This is a genomic window from Saccharothrix variisporea (assembly GCF_003634995.1).
Taxonomy (GTDB): domain Bacteria; phylum Actinomycetota; class Actinomycetes; order Mycobacteriales; family Pseudonocardiaceae; genus Actinosynnema; species Actinosynnema variisporeum.
The window spans coordinates 5287661-5302207 of sequence record NZ_RBXR01000001.1; the positions used below are offsets into that span (position 1 = coordinate 5287661).

The 14547-nt window shown below is 71.6% G+C and carries 12 protein-coding genes and 1 pseudogene; 4 read left to right on the forward strand and 9 right to left on the reverse strand.

Features of this window, described 5'->3' with window-relative positions:
* The first annotated feature begins 10 nt into the window (after nt 1-10).
* The 3 genes from DFJ66_RS23850 (at nt 11) to DFJ66_RS23860 (ending at nt 2479) form a co-directional block, all read left to right on the forward strand.
* A complete protein-coding gene (locus tag DFJ66_RS23850) occupies nt 11-643 on the forward strand; it encodes a GNAT family N-acetyltransferase (RefSeq protein WP_121223936.1) in 633 nt (210 codons plus the stop codon).
* A 72-nt stretch (nt 644-715) separates the two neighbouring features.
* On the forward strand, nt 716-1462 hold the full coding sequence (locus DFJ66_RS23855; protein ID WP_121223938.1) for an ArsR/SmtB family transcription factor: 747 nt from the start codon (nt 716-718) through the stop codon (nt 1460-1462).
* A gap of 24 nt (nt 1463-1486) precedes the next feature.
* On the forward strand, nt 1487-2479 hold the full coding sequence (locus DFJ66_RS23860) for a YdcF family protein (protein WP_121223940.1): 993 nt from the start codon (nt 1487-1489) through the stop codon (nt 2477-2479).
* An 11-nt stretch (nt 2480-2490) separates the two neighbouring features.
* Here the strand turns inward: DFJ66_RS23860 and DFJ66_RS23865 are convergent, their stop codons facing one another.
* From DFJ66_RS23865 to DFJ66_RS23905, 9 genes and pseudogenes are all read right to left on the reverse strand, one after another.
* Nucleotides 2491-3639 carry an N-acetylmuramoyl-L-alanine amidase gene (locus DFJ66_RS23865; RefSeq protein ID WP_121223942.1) on the reverse strand — a complete coding sequence of 383 codons (1149 nt, stop codon included), beginning with the start codon at nt 3637-3639 and terminating at the stop codon, nt 2491-2493.
* A gap of 170 nt (nt 3640-3809) precedes the next feature.
* Complete coding sequence (gene trxA / locus DFJ66_RS23870; RefSeq protein ID WP_121223944.1) at nt 3810-4136, reverse strand: thioredoxin; 327 nt, start codon at nt 4134-4136, stop codon at nt 3810-3812.
* Nucleotides 4137-4186: 50 nt separating this feature from the next.
* Nucleotides 4187-5176, reverse strand: coding sequence for a thioredoxin-disulfide reductase (gene trxB / locus DFJ66_RS23875; RefSeq protein ID WP_121223946.1), 990 nt, complete (start codon nt 5174-5176; stop codon nt 4187-4189).
* 114 nt (nt 5177-5290) lie between these two features.
* Nucleotides 5291-6049 (reverse strand): anti-sigma factor family protein, encoded by a 759-nt coding sequence (locus DFJ66_RS23880; protein WP_121223948.1) that lies wholly within the window; start codon nt 6047-6049, stop codon nt 5291-5293.
* Nucleotides 6046-6663: an RNA polymerase sigma factor SigM gene (gene sigM, locus DFJ66_RS23885; protein ID WP_121223950.1), complete on the reverse strand. Its 618-nt coding sequence runs from the start codon at nt 6661-6663 to the stop codon at nt 6046-6048. The genes DFJ66_RS23880 and sigM overlap by 4 nt, the downstream gene beginning before the upstream one ends.
* A gap of 63 nt (nt 6664-6726) precedes the next feature.
* The gene (locus DFJ66_RS23890; protein WP_121223952.1) at nt 6727-8247 is read right to left on the reverse strand and encodes a protein kinase family protein; all 1521 of its coding nucleotides are present in this window, start codon (nt 8245-8247) and stop codon (nt 6727-6729) included.
* A gap of 37 nt (nt 8248-8284) precedes the next feature.
* Nucleotides 8285-9916: a murein biosynthesis integral membrane protein MurJ gene (gene murJ, locus DFJ66_RS23895; protein ID WP_121223954.1), complete on the reverse strand. Its 1632-nt coding sequence runs from the start codon at nt 9914-9916 to the stop codon at nt 8285-8287.
* Nucleotides 9913-12237 (reverse strand): DUF6049 family protein, encoded by a 2325-nt coding sequence (locus DFJ66_RS23900; RefSeq protein ID WP_211351294.1) that lies wholly within the window; start codon nt 12235-12237, stop codon nt 9913-9915. The genes murJ and DFJ66_RS23900 overlap by 4 nt, the downstream gene beginning before the upstream one ends.
* A gap of 182 nt (nt 12238-12419) precedes the next feature.
* Nucleotides 12420-12905, reverse strand: a pseudogene (locus tag DFJ66_RS23905) (NUDIX hydrolase); the annotation flags it as partial.
* Between the two features lie 123 nt (nt 12906-13028).
* On the opposite strand from DFJ66_RS23905, the gene DFJ66_RS23910 reads away from it, so the two are divergent.
* Nucleotides 13029-14468, forward strand: coding sequence for a CCA tRNA nucleotidyltransferase (locus DFJ66_RS23910; RefSeq protein WP_121223956.1), 1440 nt, complete (start codon nt 13029-13031; stop codon nt 14466-14468).
* The last annotated feature ends 79 nt before the right edge of the window (nt 14469-14547 follow it).

A 14547-nucleotide genomic window follows, 5' to 3' on the forward strand; every position in this document is an offset into this window, starting at 1 on the left:
GGAGGTCGGGGTGTCGCGACGCGTCGTGGGCGTGACTCTCGACAACCTGGAGCACCTCTCCAAGCACAGCCGGACCTGCGTGTTCTGGGAGCTGGCCCCCCACCTGAAGGAACAGGCCGAGGAGTTCGGCGACACCGAGTTCGAGAAGGAAGCCTGGGTCTCCAGCGTCCTGCTCGAGTGGGGTTCGTGCGGTCGGATCATCTACTGCGACGGGATTCCCGCCGGTTCGGTGTTCTACGCGCCGCCGGCCGCCGTGCCGCGGTCGCTGGCCTTCCCCACCTCCCCCGCGAGCCCCGACGCCGTGCTCATGACGGGCCTGGAGGTGCTGCCGGAGTTCCGCGGCGGCGGGCTCGGGCGCGTGCTGGTGCAGACCGTGGCGAAGGACCTGACCCGCCGCGGCGTGAAGGCGATCGAGGCCTTCGGCGACGCCCAGCCGATCGACGACGAGCGGACGTGCGTGACGCCCGCGGACTTCCTGACCAGCGTCGGCTTCAAGACCGTGCGCCCGCACGCGCGCTGGCCCCGGCTGCGGCTGGAACTGCGCAGCGCGTCGTCGTGGAAGGAAGACGTGGAGGCGGCGCTGGAGCGGCTGCTCAGCTCCGTGACCGTGTCGACGGCCGAGCCGAGCTTCCGACCGGTCTGATTTCTCGTTCTGACCTGCGGTTTTCTTGGCGTGCGTTGACATGCAGGTATTTGCCTGCATAACGTTTACCGGGTGGACAAGGTCTTCAAGGCCCTCGCCGACCCGACCCGGCGCTACCTGCTGGACCGGCTGCACGAGGAGAACGGCCAGACCCTGGGCGAGCTGTGCGCGCGGGTCGGCATGACCCGCCAGTCCGCCACCCAGCACCTGGCCGTGCTGGAGGCCGCGAACCTGGTCGCCACGGTCCGCCGGGGCCGGGAGAAGCTGCACTACCTCAACCCGGTGCCGCTGCACGAGATCCAGGAGCGGTGGATCGACAAGTTCGAGCGCCCCCGGCTGCGGGTGCTCGCCGAGGTCAAACGACGAGCGGAGAACGCGATGAAACCCGAGTTCGTGTACGTGACCTACATCGAGAGCACGCCCGAGAAGGTGTGGGAAGCGCTCACCGATCCCGAGATCACCGCCCGGTACTGGGGTCACCGGAACGTGTCGGACTGGCAGGTCGGCTCGACGTGGGCGCACCGCCGCGCGGACTCCGACGTCGACGACGTGGTGGGCGAGGTGCTGGAGAGCGACCCGCCGCACCGCCTGGTGACGACGTGGCGGGACCCGCACGACCCGCGGGAGTCCTCGACCGTCACCTTCCTCGTCCAGCCCTACCAGGGCATCGTGCGGCTCACCGTCACGCACGAGAACCTCGCCGACGACGCCGAGCGCGCTCAGGCCGCGGCCGGGTGGGCGGCGGTCCTGTCCAACCTCAAGTCCCTGCTGGAGACCGGGCGGACCCTGTCCGGCATCCCGTGGGAGATGCCGGTCTGACCTCGGCCGTCTAGGTTTCACAGCGTGGTGTTCGCGATCTTCGGCGTGGTGTCGGCGCTGTTCTTCGTCCTGGGCGTGCGACGCGACCGACGGCGGGTCGCCAACGCCGTGTGGCTGGGGTTGACGCTGGTGGCGGCCCTGCTGTGGCTGCTCACGCACGACAACCTGCCGTGGTGGCTGGACGACCTGCTCGGGTGGGCGCTCGCGGCGGCCGTGCTCGGGTGCTCGCTGGTGCTGCCGATCGCGCTGATCGTGAACGGGCTGCTCATGGTCCGGCGCGAGGGGCGCAGTCTGGCGAACCTGTTGTCCCTGCTCGCGGGCCTGGCGATCGTCACGCTGGTGGTGATCTTCGTGCTGGCCCTCGACGACCCGCGGACGTGGGTGCACGCCGTCGTGGGGTCCCTGGTGGTCGTCTCGGCCTACCTGGCGTTCCTGTTCGTCAGCCTGCTGCTGTACTCGGTGCTCTACGGCAAGACCGGCCGCCGGACGGGCTTCGACGCGGTGGTCGTCCTCGGCGCCGGCCTGGTGGGTGACCGCGTCCCACCCCTGCTGGCGTCACGGCTGGACCGGGCCGTGCGGCTGTACCGGCGGGAGGTCGCGGCGGGCGGGTCGCCGGTGATCGTCGTTTCCGGTGGTCAGGGGGCCGACGAGGCCGTGTCGGAGGCCTTGGCCATGCAGCGGTGGTTGGTGACGGCGGGCGTGCCCGAGGACGCGGTCGTGCTGGAGGACCAGGCCACCACCACCGAGGAGAACCTGCGCAACAGCCGGGCCGTCCTGGACTCCCTCGGCCACACCGGGCGGACCGTGGCGGTGACCAACAACTACCACGTGTTCCGCACGGCGGTCACCGCCCGGCGGCTGCGGCTGAAGATGGGCGTCATCGGGTCGCGGACGGCGTTCTACTTCCTGCCCAGCGCGTTCCTGCGCGAGTTCGTCGCCATCCTGAGCCGCAACCCGGTGGCGCACACCTTCGCCTGCGTGGTCCTGGTGAGCCTCTACCTGCTGCTGCTCTTCTAGCCGGTGCTCCGCTACCCCGCCGAGCGCTGGCCGGTGGCCAGTTCGTGGCGCATGAGGTCGTCGAGGGTGAAGGTGCCGGTGGGCTGGTCGTCCTTGCCGAGCAGGTACAGGCGTTTCACCGCCACCAGGATGCCCTCGGCGACCACGTCGCGGAACGCCGGGGTCGCCAGGCGGGCGCGGTCCTGGTCGTTGGTCAGGTAGCCGACCTCGACGCGGACGGCCGTGCACTTGGTCATGCGGAGCATGTCCCACGTCTTGGGGTGGGTGCCGCAGTCCAGCATGCCGGTCCGGGCCACCAACTCGCGCTGGATGAAGCCCGCCAGGGCCTCGCCGACCGTGGACGACGTGCCGTTGCCCGTCCCGTAGTGGAAGCTCGCCACGCCGTTGGCCAGGGGCGAGGAGTTGCCGTCGCTGTGCAGGGACAGGATCAGGTCGGCGCCGGCCTCGTTGGCGAAGCGCGCCCGTTCGCTCTCGTCCGGGTTGTTGTGCGGGCCCCGGGTGAGCAGGGCTTCCATGCCGGTGGCGGCCATCTTGCCTTCCAGCAGCCTGGCCAGGTCCAGCATGACGTCGGCCTCGGACACGCCGTTGACCACGACACCGCGGTCGGCACCGCCGTGGCCCGGGTCGATGATGATCCGCTTGCCGGACAGCCTCGGCCCGGCCTTGCGAACCCGCTCCTGCTCGCGCAGGAACACCGGACGGCCGCCGCGGACCTTCGGCTGCAGCTGGCGCAGCGCGCGGACGGTGTCCGGGCCGCACATGCCGTCCACGATCAGGCCGTAGTCGCGCTGGAAGCTGCGCAGGGCCTGCTCCGTCTGCTGCCCGAACTCGCCGTTGGGCCGGCCCGCGTCGTAGCCGAGCTCCAGCAGGCGCTCCTGGAGGGCGAACACGTCGTCGCCGGTGACCGGCTGGGACATCAGGTACGCCAGCGGGCGGTCGCCGAGGCGGTAGGTCGCGTCGCGCAGGGCGCGGTAGGTGGCGGGGCCGACGATCCCGTCGGTGATCAGACCCCGTTGCTGCTGGAACGCGCGCACGGCGTGCTCGACCGGCAGGTCGAACACCTGAGACGGCTGCGGATCGGACAGCAGGCCGAGCCGGGTCAGCGTGGCCCTCACCTCGGCGACGTCCGGGCCGAAATCCCCGCGGCGGAGTAGCAGCATGTACCCCTCGTTCACTAAGGCGTCGACGGGTGCCGACGCTGAGGTTGACGCCTTATTGTGCCTTGCTCGAGCCGGTGCTCCACGCTGGGCTACTCGCAGTGGTCACCCACCCACAAAAGCGTGACCCGCCCGCCTTACCGGAAGACGGACGGGTCACGCTCAGGTTGCTCTCAGAGCACGTCGGACAGGTCGTTGAGCAGCGCGGCCTTGGGCTTGGCGCCGACGATCTGCTTCACCGGGCGACCACCCTGGAACAGGATCATGGTCGGCACGGACATGATCTGGTAGTCGCGGGCGATCGACGGGTTGGCGTCGATGTCCAGCTTCGCGACGGTGATCTTGTCGGCGTGCTCGGCGGCGATCTCCTCCAGCACCGGGGCGACCATCTTGCACGGGCCGCACCAGGTCGCCCAGAAGTCGACGAGGACGGGCTTGTCGCTCTGCAGCACGTTCTCGGTGAAGCTGTCGCTGGTCACAGCGACGGTGGCGCCTGCCATGTTTTCTCCTCAGTGGCGGGGAAACGGTCCGGATGTGCGGTCTGGGGGGATCAGTCGGCGGAGTCGCCGTAGCCGCCGCCCACGAACTCGGGCGTCAGGTGCGCGTCGGACTCGCCGTGCTCGGCCAGCCAGCGCTCGGCGTCGATGGCGGCGGCACAGCCGGAACCCGCGGCGGTGATGGCCTGGCGGTAGGTGTGGTCGACCAGATCGCCCGCGGCGAAGACGCCGTCCAGGTTCGTGTAGGTGCTCTGGCCCTTGACCTTCACGTAGCCCTCGTCGTCCACGTCCACCTGGCCGCGGACGAGGTCGCTGCGCGGGTCGTGGCCGATCGCGAGGAAGAAGCCGGTGAACGGGTGCTCGGTGATCTCACCCGTCCGGGTGTCCCGCACCTTGAGCCCGGACATCGTGCCGCCCTCGCCCAGGACCTCGACGGCCTCCGCGTTGAGCAGCCACTTGATCTTGTCGTTGGCGCGGGCGCGCTCCAGCATGATCTTCGACGCGCGGAACTCCTCGCGGCGGTGGATCAGCGTCACGGACCGGGCGAAGCGGGTGAGGAAGGTGGCCTCCTCCATCGCCGAGTCGCCGCCGCCGACCACCGCGATGTCCTGGTCGCGGAAGAAGAAGCCGTCGCAGGTGGCGCACGCCGACACGCCGCGGCCGAGCAGCTCCTGCTCACCGGGGACGTGCAGGTAGCGGGCCGCCGCGCCCATCGCGAGGATGACGGCCTTGGCCGCGTAGCGCTTGCCGTTGGCGGTGACGTACTTGACGTCGCCCTCCAGCTCCAGCTGCTCCACGTCCTCGGCGCGCAGCTCCGCGCCGAACCGCTTGGCCTGCTCGCGCATCTGCTCCATGAGGTCGGGACCCATGATCCCGTCGCGGAAGCCGGGGTAGTTCTCCACTTCCGTCGTGGTCATCAGTGCGCCGCCGTACTGCGAACCCTCGAACACCAGCGGTTCGAGCTGCGCGCGCGCCGCGTAGACCGCCGCGGTGTACCCGGCGGGCCCCGATCCCACGACGATCAGGTTCCGAACGTCCGACACCCTCGACCTCCGTTTGTCGTGACAGGCTGTGGGCCTGCACTTCTGCTCAACGGATCGTAGGGTCCCGCAATTCCTGACCGGTCGGGTGAGGTGGACTACTGCCGGTCGCCCCGGTCACGGCGTGATCTGGCTGGTGGCCAGTACCCCGTTCGGGTTGTCCGGGCCGCAGGTGTCCGGGTCCAGCACGACGATCTTGAACGCGCCCGGCTTGCCGCCCGGCAGGATCGCCATCACGGCGTCCTTGCCGTCGAGGGTGATCGGGCTGACGCCCAGCGGCTTGGCACTGGCGATGTTCGCGCCCTGGAGGCACCCGGCCAGCTTGTCCTGGTTCTCCAGGGGGCCGTAGTTCTGGGCCTTGAGCACGTCGCCGAAGACCGGGCCGAAGTCGTTGCCCTTCACCGCGAGGCGGCTCTCGGTGACCGGGGTGTTCGTGTTCGTCTTCGGCTCGGCCACGTTGTCGCCGGGGTTGGACGCCGGGGTGCCCTGGGTCGTGACGACCACCACGCCGACCGCGACGGCCGCCGCCGCGAGGAGACCGGCGCCCCACCCGAGCTGCTTCTTCCGGCGGCGGGCCGCGAGGTCGACGACCGGGGCGACGTGCTGCTGCGCGGGCGTCGCGCCCGCCCGGCGGAACTCCTCGGCCAGGGCCGCGTCGATCCGGTCCGCGACGGCGCGCGGCATCGGGATCGGCGGCAGGTCGCGCAGGTCGGCGACGGTCGCGTCGAGCGCGGCGAGGACGTCCAGCGCCTCCGGGTCGTGCGCCACGGCCGCCCGCAGCTCCGCCTCGGCCTGCGGGTCCAGGACGCCCGCGTGCAGGTCAGCCAGCAGGTCGACGGACCACGGCGGCCCAGAACGCCGCACATTGCCGGTCATCGTTCCTCCAACTGACGTCCCTGTTGCACCTGCACATCGGTCACTGGGACGTTCGCATCTGCACTCTGGTTCCGGAGGTGCCCGAGAACTTTGGCCAGCTTCGCGCGACCCCGGGCACACCGCGACTTCACCGTGCCCTCGGCGATACCCAGCAGCTGGGCCGTCTCGGCGACGGAGTACCCCTCCACGTCGACCAGCACGATGGGTGCGCGCTGCTCCTCCGGCAGCTCGTTCAGGGCCGCCTGCACGACCAGCCGTGTCTCCCGCTCGGACATCGCGTCCCGCGGGGCGACCGGCTCACCGGGCCCGGCCTCGGGCAGCGGCACGGTCGGACGGGTCTGCCGCCTGCGCATCCGGTCGAGGCAGGCGTTCACCACTATTCGGTGCAGCCACGTCGTGACCTGCGACTCGGCGCGGAAGCTCGCGGCGGCGCGGAAGGCGGAGATGAACGCCTCCTGCAACGCGTCCGCCGCCTCTTCGGGATCGCGCAGCGTGCGCAGCGCGACGGCCCACATGCGGTCCCGGTGCCGTCTGACGAGCTCCGAGAAGGCGTGTGGGTCACCCGCGGCGTGTGCCGCGATCAGGTCTGCGTCCGAGCTGGCTGCGGCGGTCACGCGGTGAAGCGTATAGGGACCTGCACGTGACGCTTCGATCACCCGTTAGGAGGAATCACAGCATCACTGGGCGCGGGTGTAGACGACCTCGGCGATCTCGGACTTGTGGTTCCGGCCGCCGCCGGCCAGCTTGGTCACCCACACCAGCACGTGCCGGGTGGCGTCGTGCTCGCCGAGCTGGATCTGCGTCTGCCCGGCCGACAGGGTCGCCGTGGCGATGACCTTGGTCTCCTCCAGCGGCGCGTTCTCCGACGCGGCGACCCGGATCTCGACCACCGTGCCCTCGCTGGGCGAGGTGACCGTGACCGACGCCAGCTTCACCGGCTCGGCGAAGGACGCCATCAGGCCGATGCCGGGCTTGAGCGTCGGGAACGGCTGGAAGTAGTTCTCGGTCTGCCAGACCGTGGTCGGGTTGTTGTCCACGGCCCGGTTCGCGCGGTTGGCGTTGTCGGGCTGGTTGGTCACGTCGTACACGCCGATCGACGCCGGCTGCACGGGACCGGCCGGTGCCGGCGCGGGTGGCGCGGGCTGGCCGGACGCCGCCGGGGTGGTCTGGCCGATCACCACCGTCGGACCGCTGCCCTTGGTCGGCTCGTCGCTGAAGAAGCTCACGATCTGCACGCCCAGCCACACGATGACCGCGAGCGTCGCGACCGCCAGCACGGCCACGCTGATCCACAGCTTCCGCTTGTGGTCCCGGCCGCGCGGCGGGCGCTGGGTGGTCCACACCGCGCCGTCGTCCTCGGCGTGCACCGGCTCGATCAGCGCGGTCTGCGCCTCGGACTGGGCGATCTGGTCGAGCACCTGGAGGATCGCGGCGGACGTGCGGATGCCGCCGACGCTGGTGTCCTCCAAGGACCGCACGGCCACCGACGACAGCTCGTGCGGCACGTACGGGTGCAGCGCGCTGGGCGCCACGACGGACCCGTCCGGGCCGGTGGGTGCGACGGGCACGCCGTCCGGGCCGCCGGGCAGCGCCCACCGGCCGGTCAGCAGCAGGTACAGGATCGCGCCCAGGCCCTTGACGTCGTCGCGGGCGATCGCCTCCGGTCGGGGACCGGGGAACGCCAGCCGCAGCCGGCCGTCCGAGGTCACCCGGATGCGCTGCGGGTGGTCCGCGCCGAGCACGAGGCCCGCGTGGTGGGCGCCCTCGATGGCCGCGCCCAGCGGCTCGAGCAGGCGGGTCGCCGCGCCGGCGGGCAGCGGGCCTTCGGCGATGAGGTCCATCAGGTCGGTGCCCTGGGTCCACTCGGCGACGATGATGCCGAGGATGCCCTCGTCCAGCTTCACGCCGGTGCCGGGGGTCAGGACGTCGATCACCCGGGACACCCCCGGGTGGGTGAAGCTGGCCGCGTGGGTCGCGCGCTCGGCGGTCCGCTTGGCCCGCGCCAGCGCCTGCGGGTCGGCCGGGTCGCCGACCAGGATCGTCAGGGCGACGTCCCGGTTGAGCTGGCCGTCGCGGGCCCGCCACAGCTGGGCGTCGCAGCGCTGGTCGACGCCGGAGGAAGCGAGCAGCCGGTAGCGGCCGTCGCCGATGACCCCGCCGGGCACCAGCGAGGTGTTCTGGATCGGGCCGCTGCTCACGCGCCCGAGCGTACGGGACTCGGCTCTGTCGGCACGCTCACCGCCGCCGCACCAGACGGCTGATCCTGTCCACCACGGGCTTCACCTCGGGTACCCGGAACACCGCCATCAGCAGGAAGCTCAGCGGCAGTCCCACGATCGTCACCACGGTCATCTCCACCCAGGCGGAGGCGACCGGACCTTCGGTTCCCAGCAGTCGGACGGCGAGCCACGCCGCACCGGCCGCCACCCCGAAACCGAGGGCGGACGCCACCACGCTCAGGCAGATCGTCCACGCCGTGTACCCGGTCCGCAGCCGGCCCAACCGGATACGCAACCACAACTGCCCGACCAGGCACCCGACGACGAAGCTCAACGACATCGCGATCGACACGCCCACGGCGAGCTTCTCGCGCGGCGCGAACTCCAGGAAGCCGTACAGCAGCGCGATCCGGACCACGACCATGATCGCCTGGATCACCGTGGGCGTCCGCGCGTCCTTCAACGCGTAGAACACCCGCAGCTGCAACAGCGTGATCGCGTAAGGCACCAGCCCGAACGCCGACAGCGCGAGGGCCTGGCCCATCCGCTCGCCGCCGACCAGGCCGGACGCGCCGTGCGAGAACACCGCCAGGCCGATCGCCACGCCCGCGACCGTCATGAGCGCGCTGAACGGCATGAGCAGGATCGACGACATCCGGTTGCCGAACGCGAGGTCACCGACGAGCGCCCCGGTGTCGTGGGCCGCCGCCGCGCGGGACATCTTCGGCATCAGCGCCGTCAGCAGCGACACGCCCAGCACGCCGTAGGGCACCTGGGCGACCAGCCACTGGTAGTTGTACGCCGTCAGCGCGCCCTGGGAGTTGAGGGCGACGTTGGTCAGCACGGCCATGCTGACCAGGCCGAGCGCCACGTACAGCAGCACCCAGAACGCCAGGCCGCCGAACTCCTTGAGCCGCCGGTCCCAGCCCCACCGCCAGCGGAACCGGAAGCCGGTGCGCTTCATCGCGGGCAGCATCACGGCCGCCTGCACGCCCACGCCGAGCATCGTGCCCAAGCCCAGGACCAGCAGCTTCGGCTCGCCCATGTGGACCGGGTCGAGCGAGATGGTGCCGGGCATGAGCCAGTACACGCCGAGCGTGAGGATCACGACCACGTTGTTCAGCACCGGCGCCCAGGTGGGCAGGCCGAACACGTGGCGGGTGTTGAGGATCGCGCCGATCAGCGCGGACAGGCCGTAGAAGACGATCCCGGGCAGCACCAGGTAGGCGAACGCGGTCACCAGCGCCGGGTTGGCGTCGTCCGAGCCGCTGGTGAAGATCGCCGTCAGCAGCGGCGCGCAGGCCACCGCGATGACCGTGCCGATGCCCAGCACGACCACGGACATCGTGATCAGCCACTGGGCGTAGGACTCGCCGCCGTCGGCGTCCTCCTTCTCGGCCCGCACCAGCAGCGGGATTGCCACGGAGGTCAGGATGCCGCCCAGCAGCAGCTCGTTGATCATCGTCGGCAGCGTGGTGGCCGCCTGGTACGAGTCGTTGAGCGTGCCCGCGCCGATGATCGTGATCAACATCAGCTTGGACAGCAGGCCCGAGGCCCGGCTGACGATCGTGGCGATGGCCATCGAGCCGGAGGCACGCGCCACCGACGGGGGCTTCTGCTGCTCGACCACCGTGCTCGTTCCGCTCAACTCGCGCTCGACCTCTCCGGCGTGACCGCTTCCGGCTGCTCGGGGCTGCCTGCTGGGCTCGGCACCGCCGCCGCGGCCTTCGCCGCCCGCGCCCGCCGGTAGATGCGCCGGGCGGACAACAGCACGAGCAGCGCGCCCGCGAGGGCGGTGATGACGATGGTGATGGTCCCGTACGCCGAGGAGGAGACCTCCAGCCGGGCCCGTTCGCCCAGCTCGACGCCGTCCGGCGTGGTCAGCCGGACGTGCACCGGGAACCGGCCGGAGCGCAGCACCTCGACCGGCACGGTCAGCTGCCGGTCGCCGCGCGCGGGCAGCACCACGTCGGGCTGCTGCTCGACGACGATGCCCGGGGTGTCCTCGACCAGGATGCGCACGGTGACCCGCACGTCGAGCCGGTTGCGGATGGTCACCGGGATCGGGCTGTCGCCGGAGGCGAGCAGGATCGGGCCGTTCGGCTCGGACACGGTGACCTGGCCGCGCAGGCCGTCCAGCTGCTCCCGGCCGGTGGCCAGGGTGGTCCGCGCGCCGGACTCGTTGCCGCGCCACGACCCGGAGACCGCGCGGAGCAGGTTCAACCGCAACGGCTCGACCAGGTCGTTCGGCTTGGTGGACTGGGCGTCCTGCTGGGCCATCGCCCCGAACAGCTGCTGGAGCTGCTGCCAGGTCGAGGACACCTCGGCGGTGACCGCGGGCGAGACCTCCCGCGCGCCGGACTCGACCGGGTAGCTCAGCGCCGCCCGCTGCTCGGGCGGGGTGGCGCCGAGCAGCGTCGGCAGGCCCACCGGGGTGGCGAAGCCGGTGCCGACCAGGGACTTCGTGGTCTGCAGGAACGTGTCGACCTCGCCGGTCGGCGCGTTCCAGCGGCGCGGGGGCGTGATCACGAGGTGGCGGCCCTCGGCCTGGAACGCGGTCCGGTAGACCAGCGCGGCCAGCGCGTTCTGCACCGACACCGGGCGGCTCTCGGCGGGGGTCGTGATGCCGGCGGTGGCCTGGTTGGGGCCGCCGCGCAGCGCGTCGGACACCATGTCGTCGATCCGCACGGCGGTGACCGGCTTGCCGCCTGCCTCGAGGCGGACCGGGGCGGTGCCGGGGGTGCCCGCGACCGCGGACTGGTCGACCACCAGCGAGGTCACGCCCTGCGCGGTCAGGTCGGCCAGCGTCTGCTCGTCCACCACGCCGTCCTCGGGCCACGCGAGGCCCGGCTGGGCCTGCACGTCGAGGACCTGGCGCACGACGTCCACGCCCTTGCCGGCCAGCGCGCTCAGGTCGGTCAGCCGGGCGCGGGACAGCGCGACCAGGTCGGCGTCGGCGTCCGGGAGGGCCACCACGCACCGGCCGCCGGCCAGCAGCTTGAGCCGGGACAGCCACAGCTCCGCCGCGCCGCTGCCCTTGCCCGCGCCTTGCCCGCGCACCTGGTAGCCCTTGGCCATCGCGGACACCGTCCGCAGCAGGTCGGGGTCCACGGCCAGGCACACGGCCGGTCCCAGCGGGCCGTCCAGGGCGGACTCGTAGGCCATGAGCAGGCCGTACAGGCGTCCGCCGAGCGTGAGGGACCCGGCCAGCTCGTCGTCGGCGAGCACCGGTTCCAGGCCGCCGGAGACCATCCGCGGGCGGTCCACCAGCGGCCACAGCAGGGTGATCTTCGCCGGGTTGGCGGGCGCGCCCAGCGGGCTGCCGCCGGGGACGCCGAGCACGGGCAGCAGGGTGCTCAGCGCGACCAGGCGGGCGCGTCCGCCGTCCTGCGGCCGGCCGTTGATGTTGGCCAGGATCGGGTAGATGCCGGGCTGGTCGATCTGCAGCGCGGTGTTGCCGGTGCCGCGGACCGGGACGGTGAGGGTGAACGGCTTGCTCTCGTTCTCCCCCAGCTCCTCCACGATCGGGGTGAACCAGGGCTGGATCCACTCGGCGTCGGTGGGCTCGCGCAGGGCACGGCGGACGGCGTCCTCGGACTCCAGCGGCTTGCCGCGCTCCAGGCGCAGCTCCAGGTCGAACAGCGGGCGGTCGCCGATGTTGACGACCTTGCCGGTGACCGTGACGGACTCGGTGTCGGCGGTGACCACGCGCGGGGTGAGCGCCTCGATGTCCAGGCGGAGCCGGGCGGGCGCGTTCTGGCCGGGTTGGCTGGACAGAGCGCGGGTCGACCAGACCTGGGTGGCGGGCGCGGGCTTGATCGGGATGCGACCGGCCGGTCCGGGCTGCTTCGGCGACAGCGCGCCGTCGACCTGGCCTTCGCTCTGGCCGCCGTCGACCGGCGCGGCGAGGGCGGGCGAGCCGGTGAGCAGGAGTCCGGCCGCCGCGAGGGCGGACAGCAGCCGTTTCACGCGCGCTCCACCCCGTCGTCGGCCGTGTGGCCTCCGGCCCCCGAGTCGATCATCTCACGAGCCCCTGACAGTTCACGCGGCAAGGCCCGCTCGAGCGGCGCGGCCGGCTCGCGGGGTGCGGCCTGTTCTCGGGCCGCCGGCAGGTCGCGGGTCGCGGTGACCAGGTCGGGCAGTTCGGAGCCGGCGAGCAGGTCGACGGCCCGGCGCACCAGCCGCCGCTCGTCGGCGTAGGCGAGCCGCTCGTCCAGTTCGCCAAGGGGCACCCACGCCACCTCGGTGACCTCCACGTCTTCGTCGGACAACTCGCCGCCCAGCGCTTCGAGGAGGAAGTGGTGGACGGTCTTGTGCACCCGGCGGTCCTCGGCGACGAACCAGTAGTCGATCGAGCCGAGGGGCCGCAGGACCCTGCTATGGATACCGGTCTCCTCCGCGACCTCGCGCACCGCGGTCTGCTCCGCGGTCTCGCCGGCCTCGATGTGGCCCTTCGGCAGCGACCACAGGAGTCGGCCGCGCCGGTCGAGCCGGCCGATGATCGCCGCCGCCCCGCGCAGGCGGTCGAGCACGAGGCCGCCCGCCGACGTCTCGTCCACCGTCTTCAGGCGGCGGCCGCGACGTCGGTTCCGACGCCTCGGCTTGGGACCGCCGGAGCGACCGGACGAGTGGGGCATGACCTGATGGTAGTCACGTCCCTTGATTACCGGTCGTGACCCCGCTATTGCCCTGGGTAATCGGTATCCTGACGTGCTTGACTTGGTGTCCCGAATTCCCCCGGTGATAGAAGGCTGGCTTTCGTGTCCGGATCGAAGCTGTCCCCAGATGACGTCGTGGAGCTGCTCAGCGCGTTCCCCGTCGCCGACGAGCTGGCCGAGCGGTTCGCCGCCGCGGGTCACCGGCTCTACCTCGTGGGCGGCAGTGTCCGTGACGCGCTGCTGGGCCGGCTGACCGGCTCCTACGACCTCGACTTCACCACCGACGCCCGGCCGCCCGCGGTGCAGAAGCTGCTGTCCGGGTGGGCCGAGGCGGTGTGGGACACGGGCATCGCGTTCGGCACGGTCGGCGCGGCCAAGCGCGGTCTGACGCTGGAGATCACCACGTTCCGCGCGGACACCTACGACGGCGTGACCCGCAACCCCGAGGTGACCTTCGGCGACACCATCGACGGCGACCTGGTCCGGCGCGACTTCACCGCCAACGCGATGGCGTTCGACCTGGTCGCGCGCGAGCTGGTGGACCCGACCGGCGGTCGGGCCGCGCTGGGCGCGAAGGTCCTGGACACCCCCGCGACGCCCGAGCAGTCGTTCTCCGACGACCCGCTGCGGATGCTGCGCGCGGCCCGGTTCGTCTCCCAGCTCGGGTTCCGGCCCGCGCCCCGCGTGGTCGAGGCCATGCGCGCGATGGCCGGCGAGCTGTCCCGGATCACGCCCGAGCGGGTGCAGGCCGAGCTGTCCAAGCTGCTGACCGGCGCTTTCCCGCGCGCCGGCATCGAGCTGATGGTCGAGACCGGGCTGGCCGACGTCGTGCTGCCCGAGCTGCCCGCGATGAAGCTGGAGATCGACGAGCACCACCAGCACAAGGACGTCTACCACCACTCGCTGGTCGTGCTGGAGCAGGCGATCGACCTGGAGGAGACGCCCGAGCCGGACCTGGTGCTGCGGCTGGCGGCGCTGCTGCACGACATCGGCAAGCCGGACACCCGCAAGTTCGAGGACGGCGGCGGCGTCTCGTTCCACCACCACGAGGTGGTCGGCGCGAAGATGGCTCGCAAGCGTTTGCGGGCGCTGCGGTACTCCAAGGAGGTCGTCGAGGACGTCTCCCAGCTGGTGTACCTCCACCTGCGCTTCCACGGCTACGGCTCCGGAGAGTGGACCGACTCGGCGGTGCGCCGGTACGTCACCGACGCGGGGCACCTGCTGCCCCGCCTGCACAAGCTGGTCCGCGCCGACTGCACCACGCGCAACAAGCGCAAGGCCAACGCCCTCCAGCGCACCTACGACGAGCTGGAGCGCCGCATCGCCCGGATCGCGGCCGAGGAGGACCTGCGCCGCGTCCGGCCCGACCTCGACGGCAACGAGATCATGAAGCTGCTCGGCCTGCCGCCGGGGCCGCTGGTCGGCAAGGCGTGGAAGTTCCTCAAGGAGCTGCGCCTGGACCGGGGTCCGCTGGACCACGACGAGGCCGTGGCGGAGCTGCTCGCGTGGGCGCGGTCCGAGGGCATCGACGTCCCCGGGTGAACGACTGGTGAAACAATCACCCGCTTTCCGTTAGCCAAGTGACAGTCGGTTGCGACACCATGACTGTGTGCGTCGGGGG

Bases quoted from the DNA above. Each gene is read 5' to 3' on its own strand.
- DFJ66_RS23865 (WP_121223942.1), bottom strand. From the start codon at position 3,639: ATGCTGCTACTCCGCCGCGGGGATTTCGGCCCGGACGTCGCCGAGGTG.
- trxA (WP_121223944.1), bottom strand. From the start codon at position 4,136: ATGGCAGGCGCCACCGTCGCTGTGACCAGCGACAGCTTCACCGAGAAC.
- DFJ66_RS23880 (WP_121223948.1), bottom strand. From the start codon at position 6,049: ATGACCGGCAATGTGCGGCGTTCTGGGCCGCCGTGGTCCGTCGACCTG.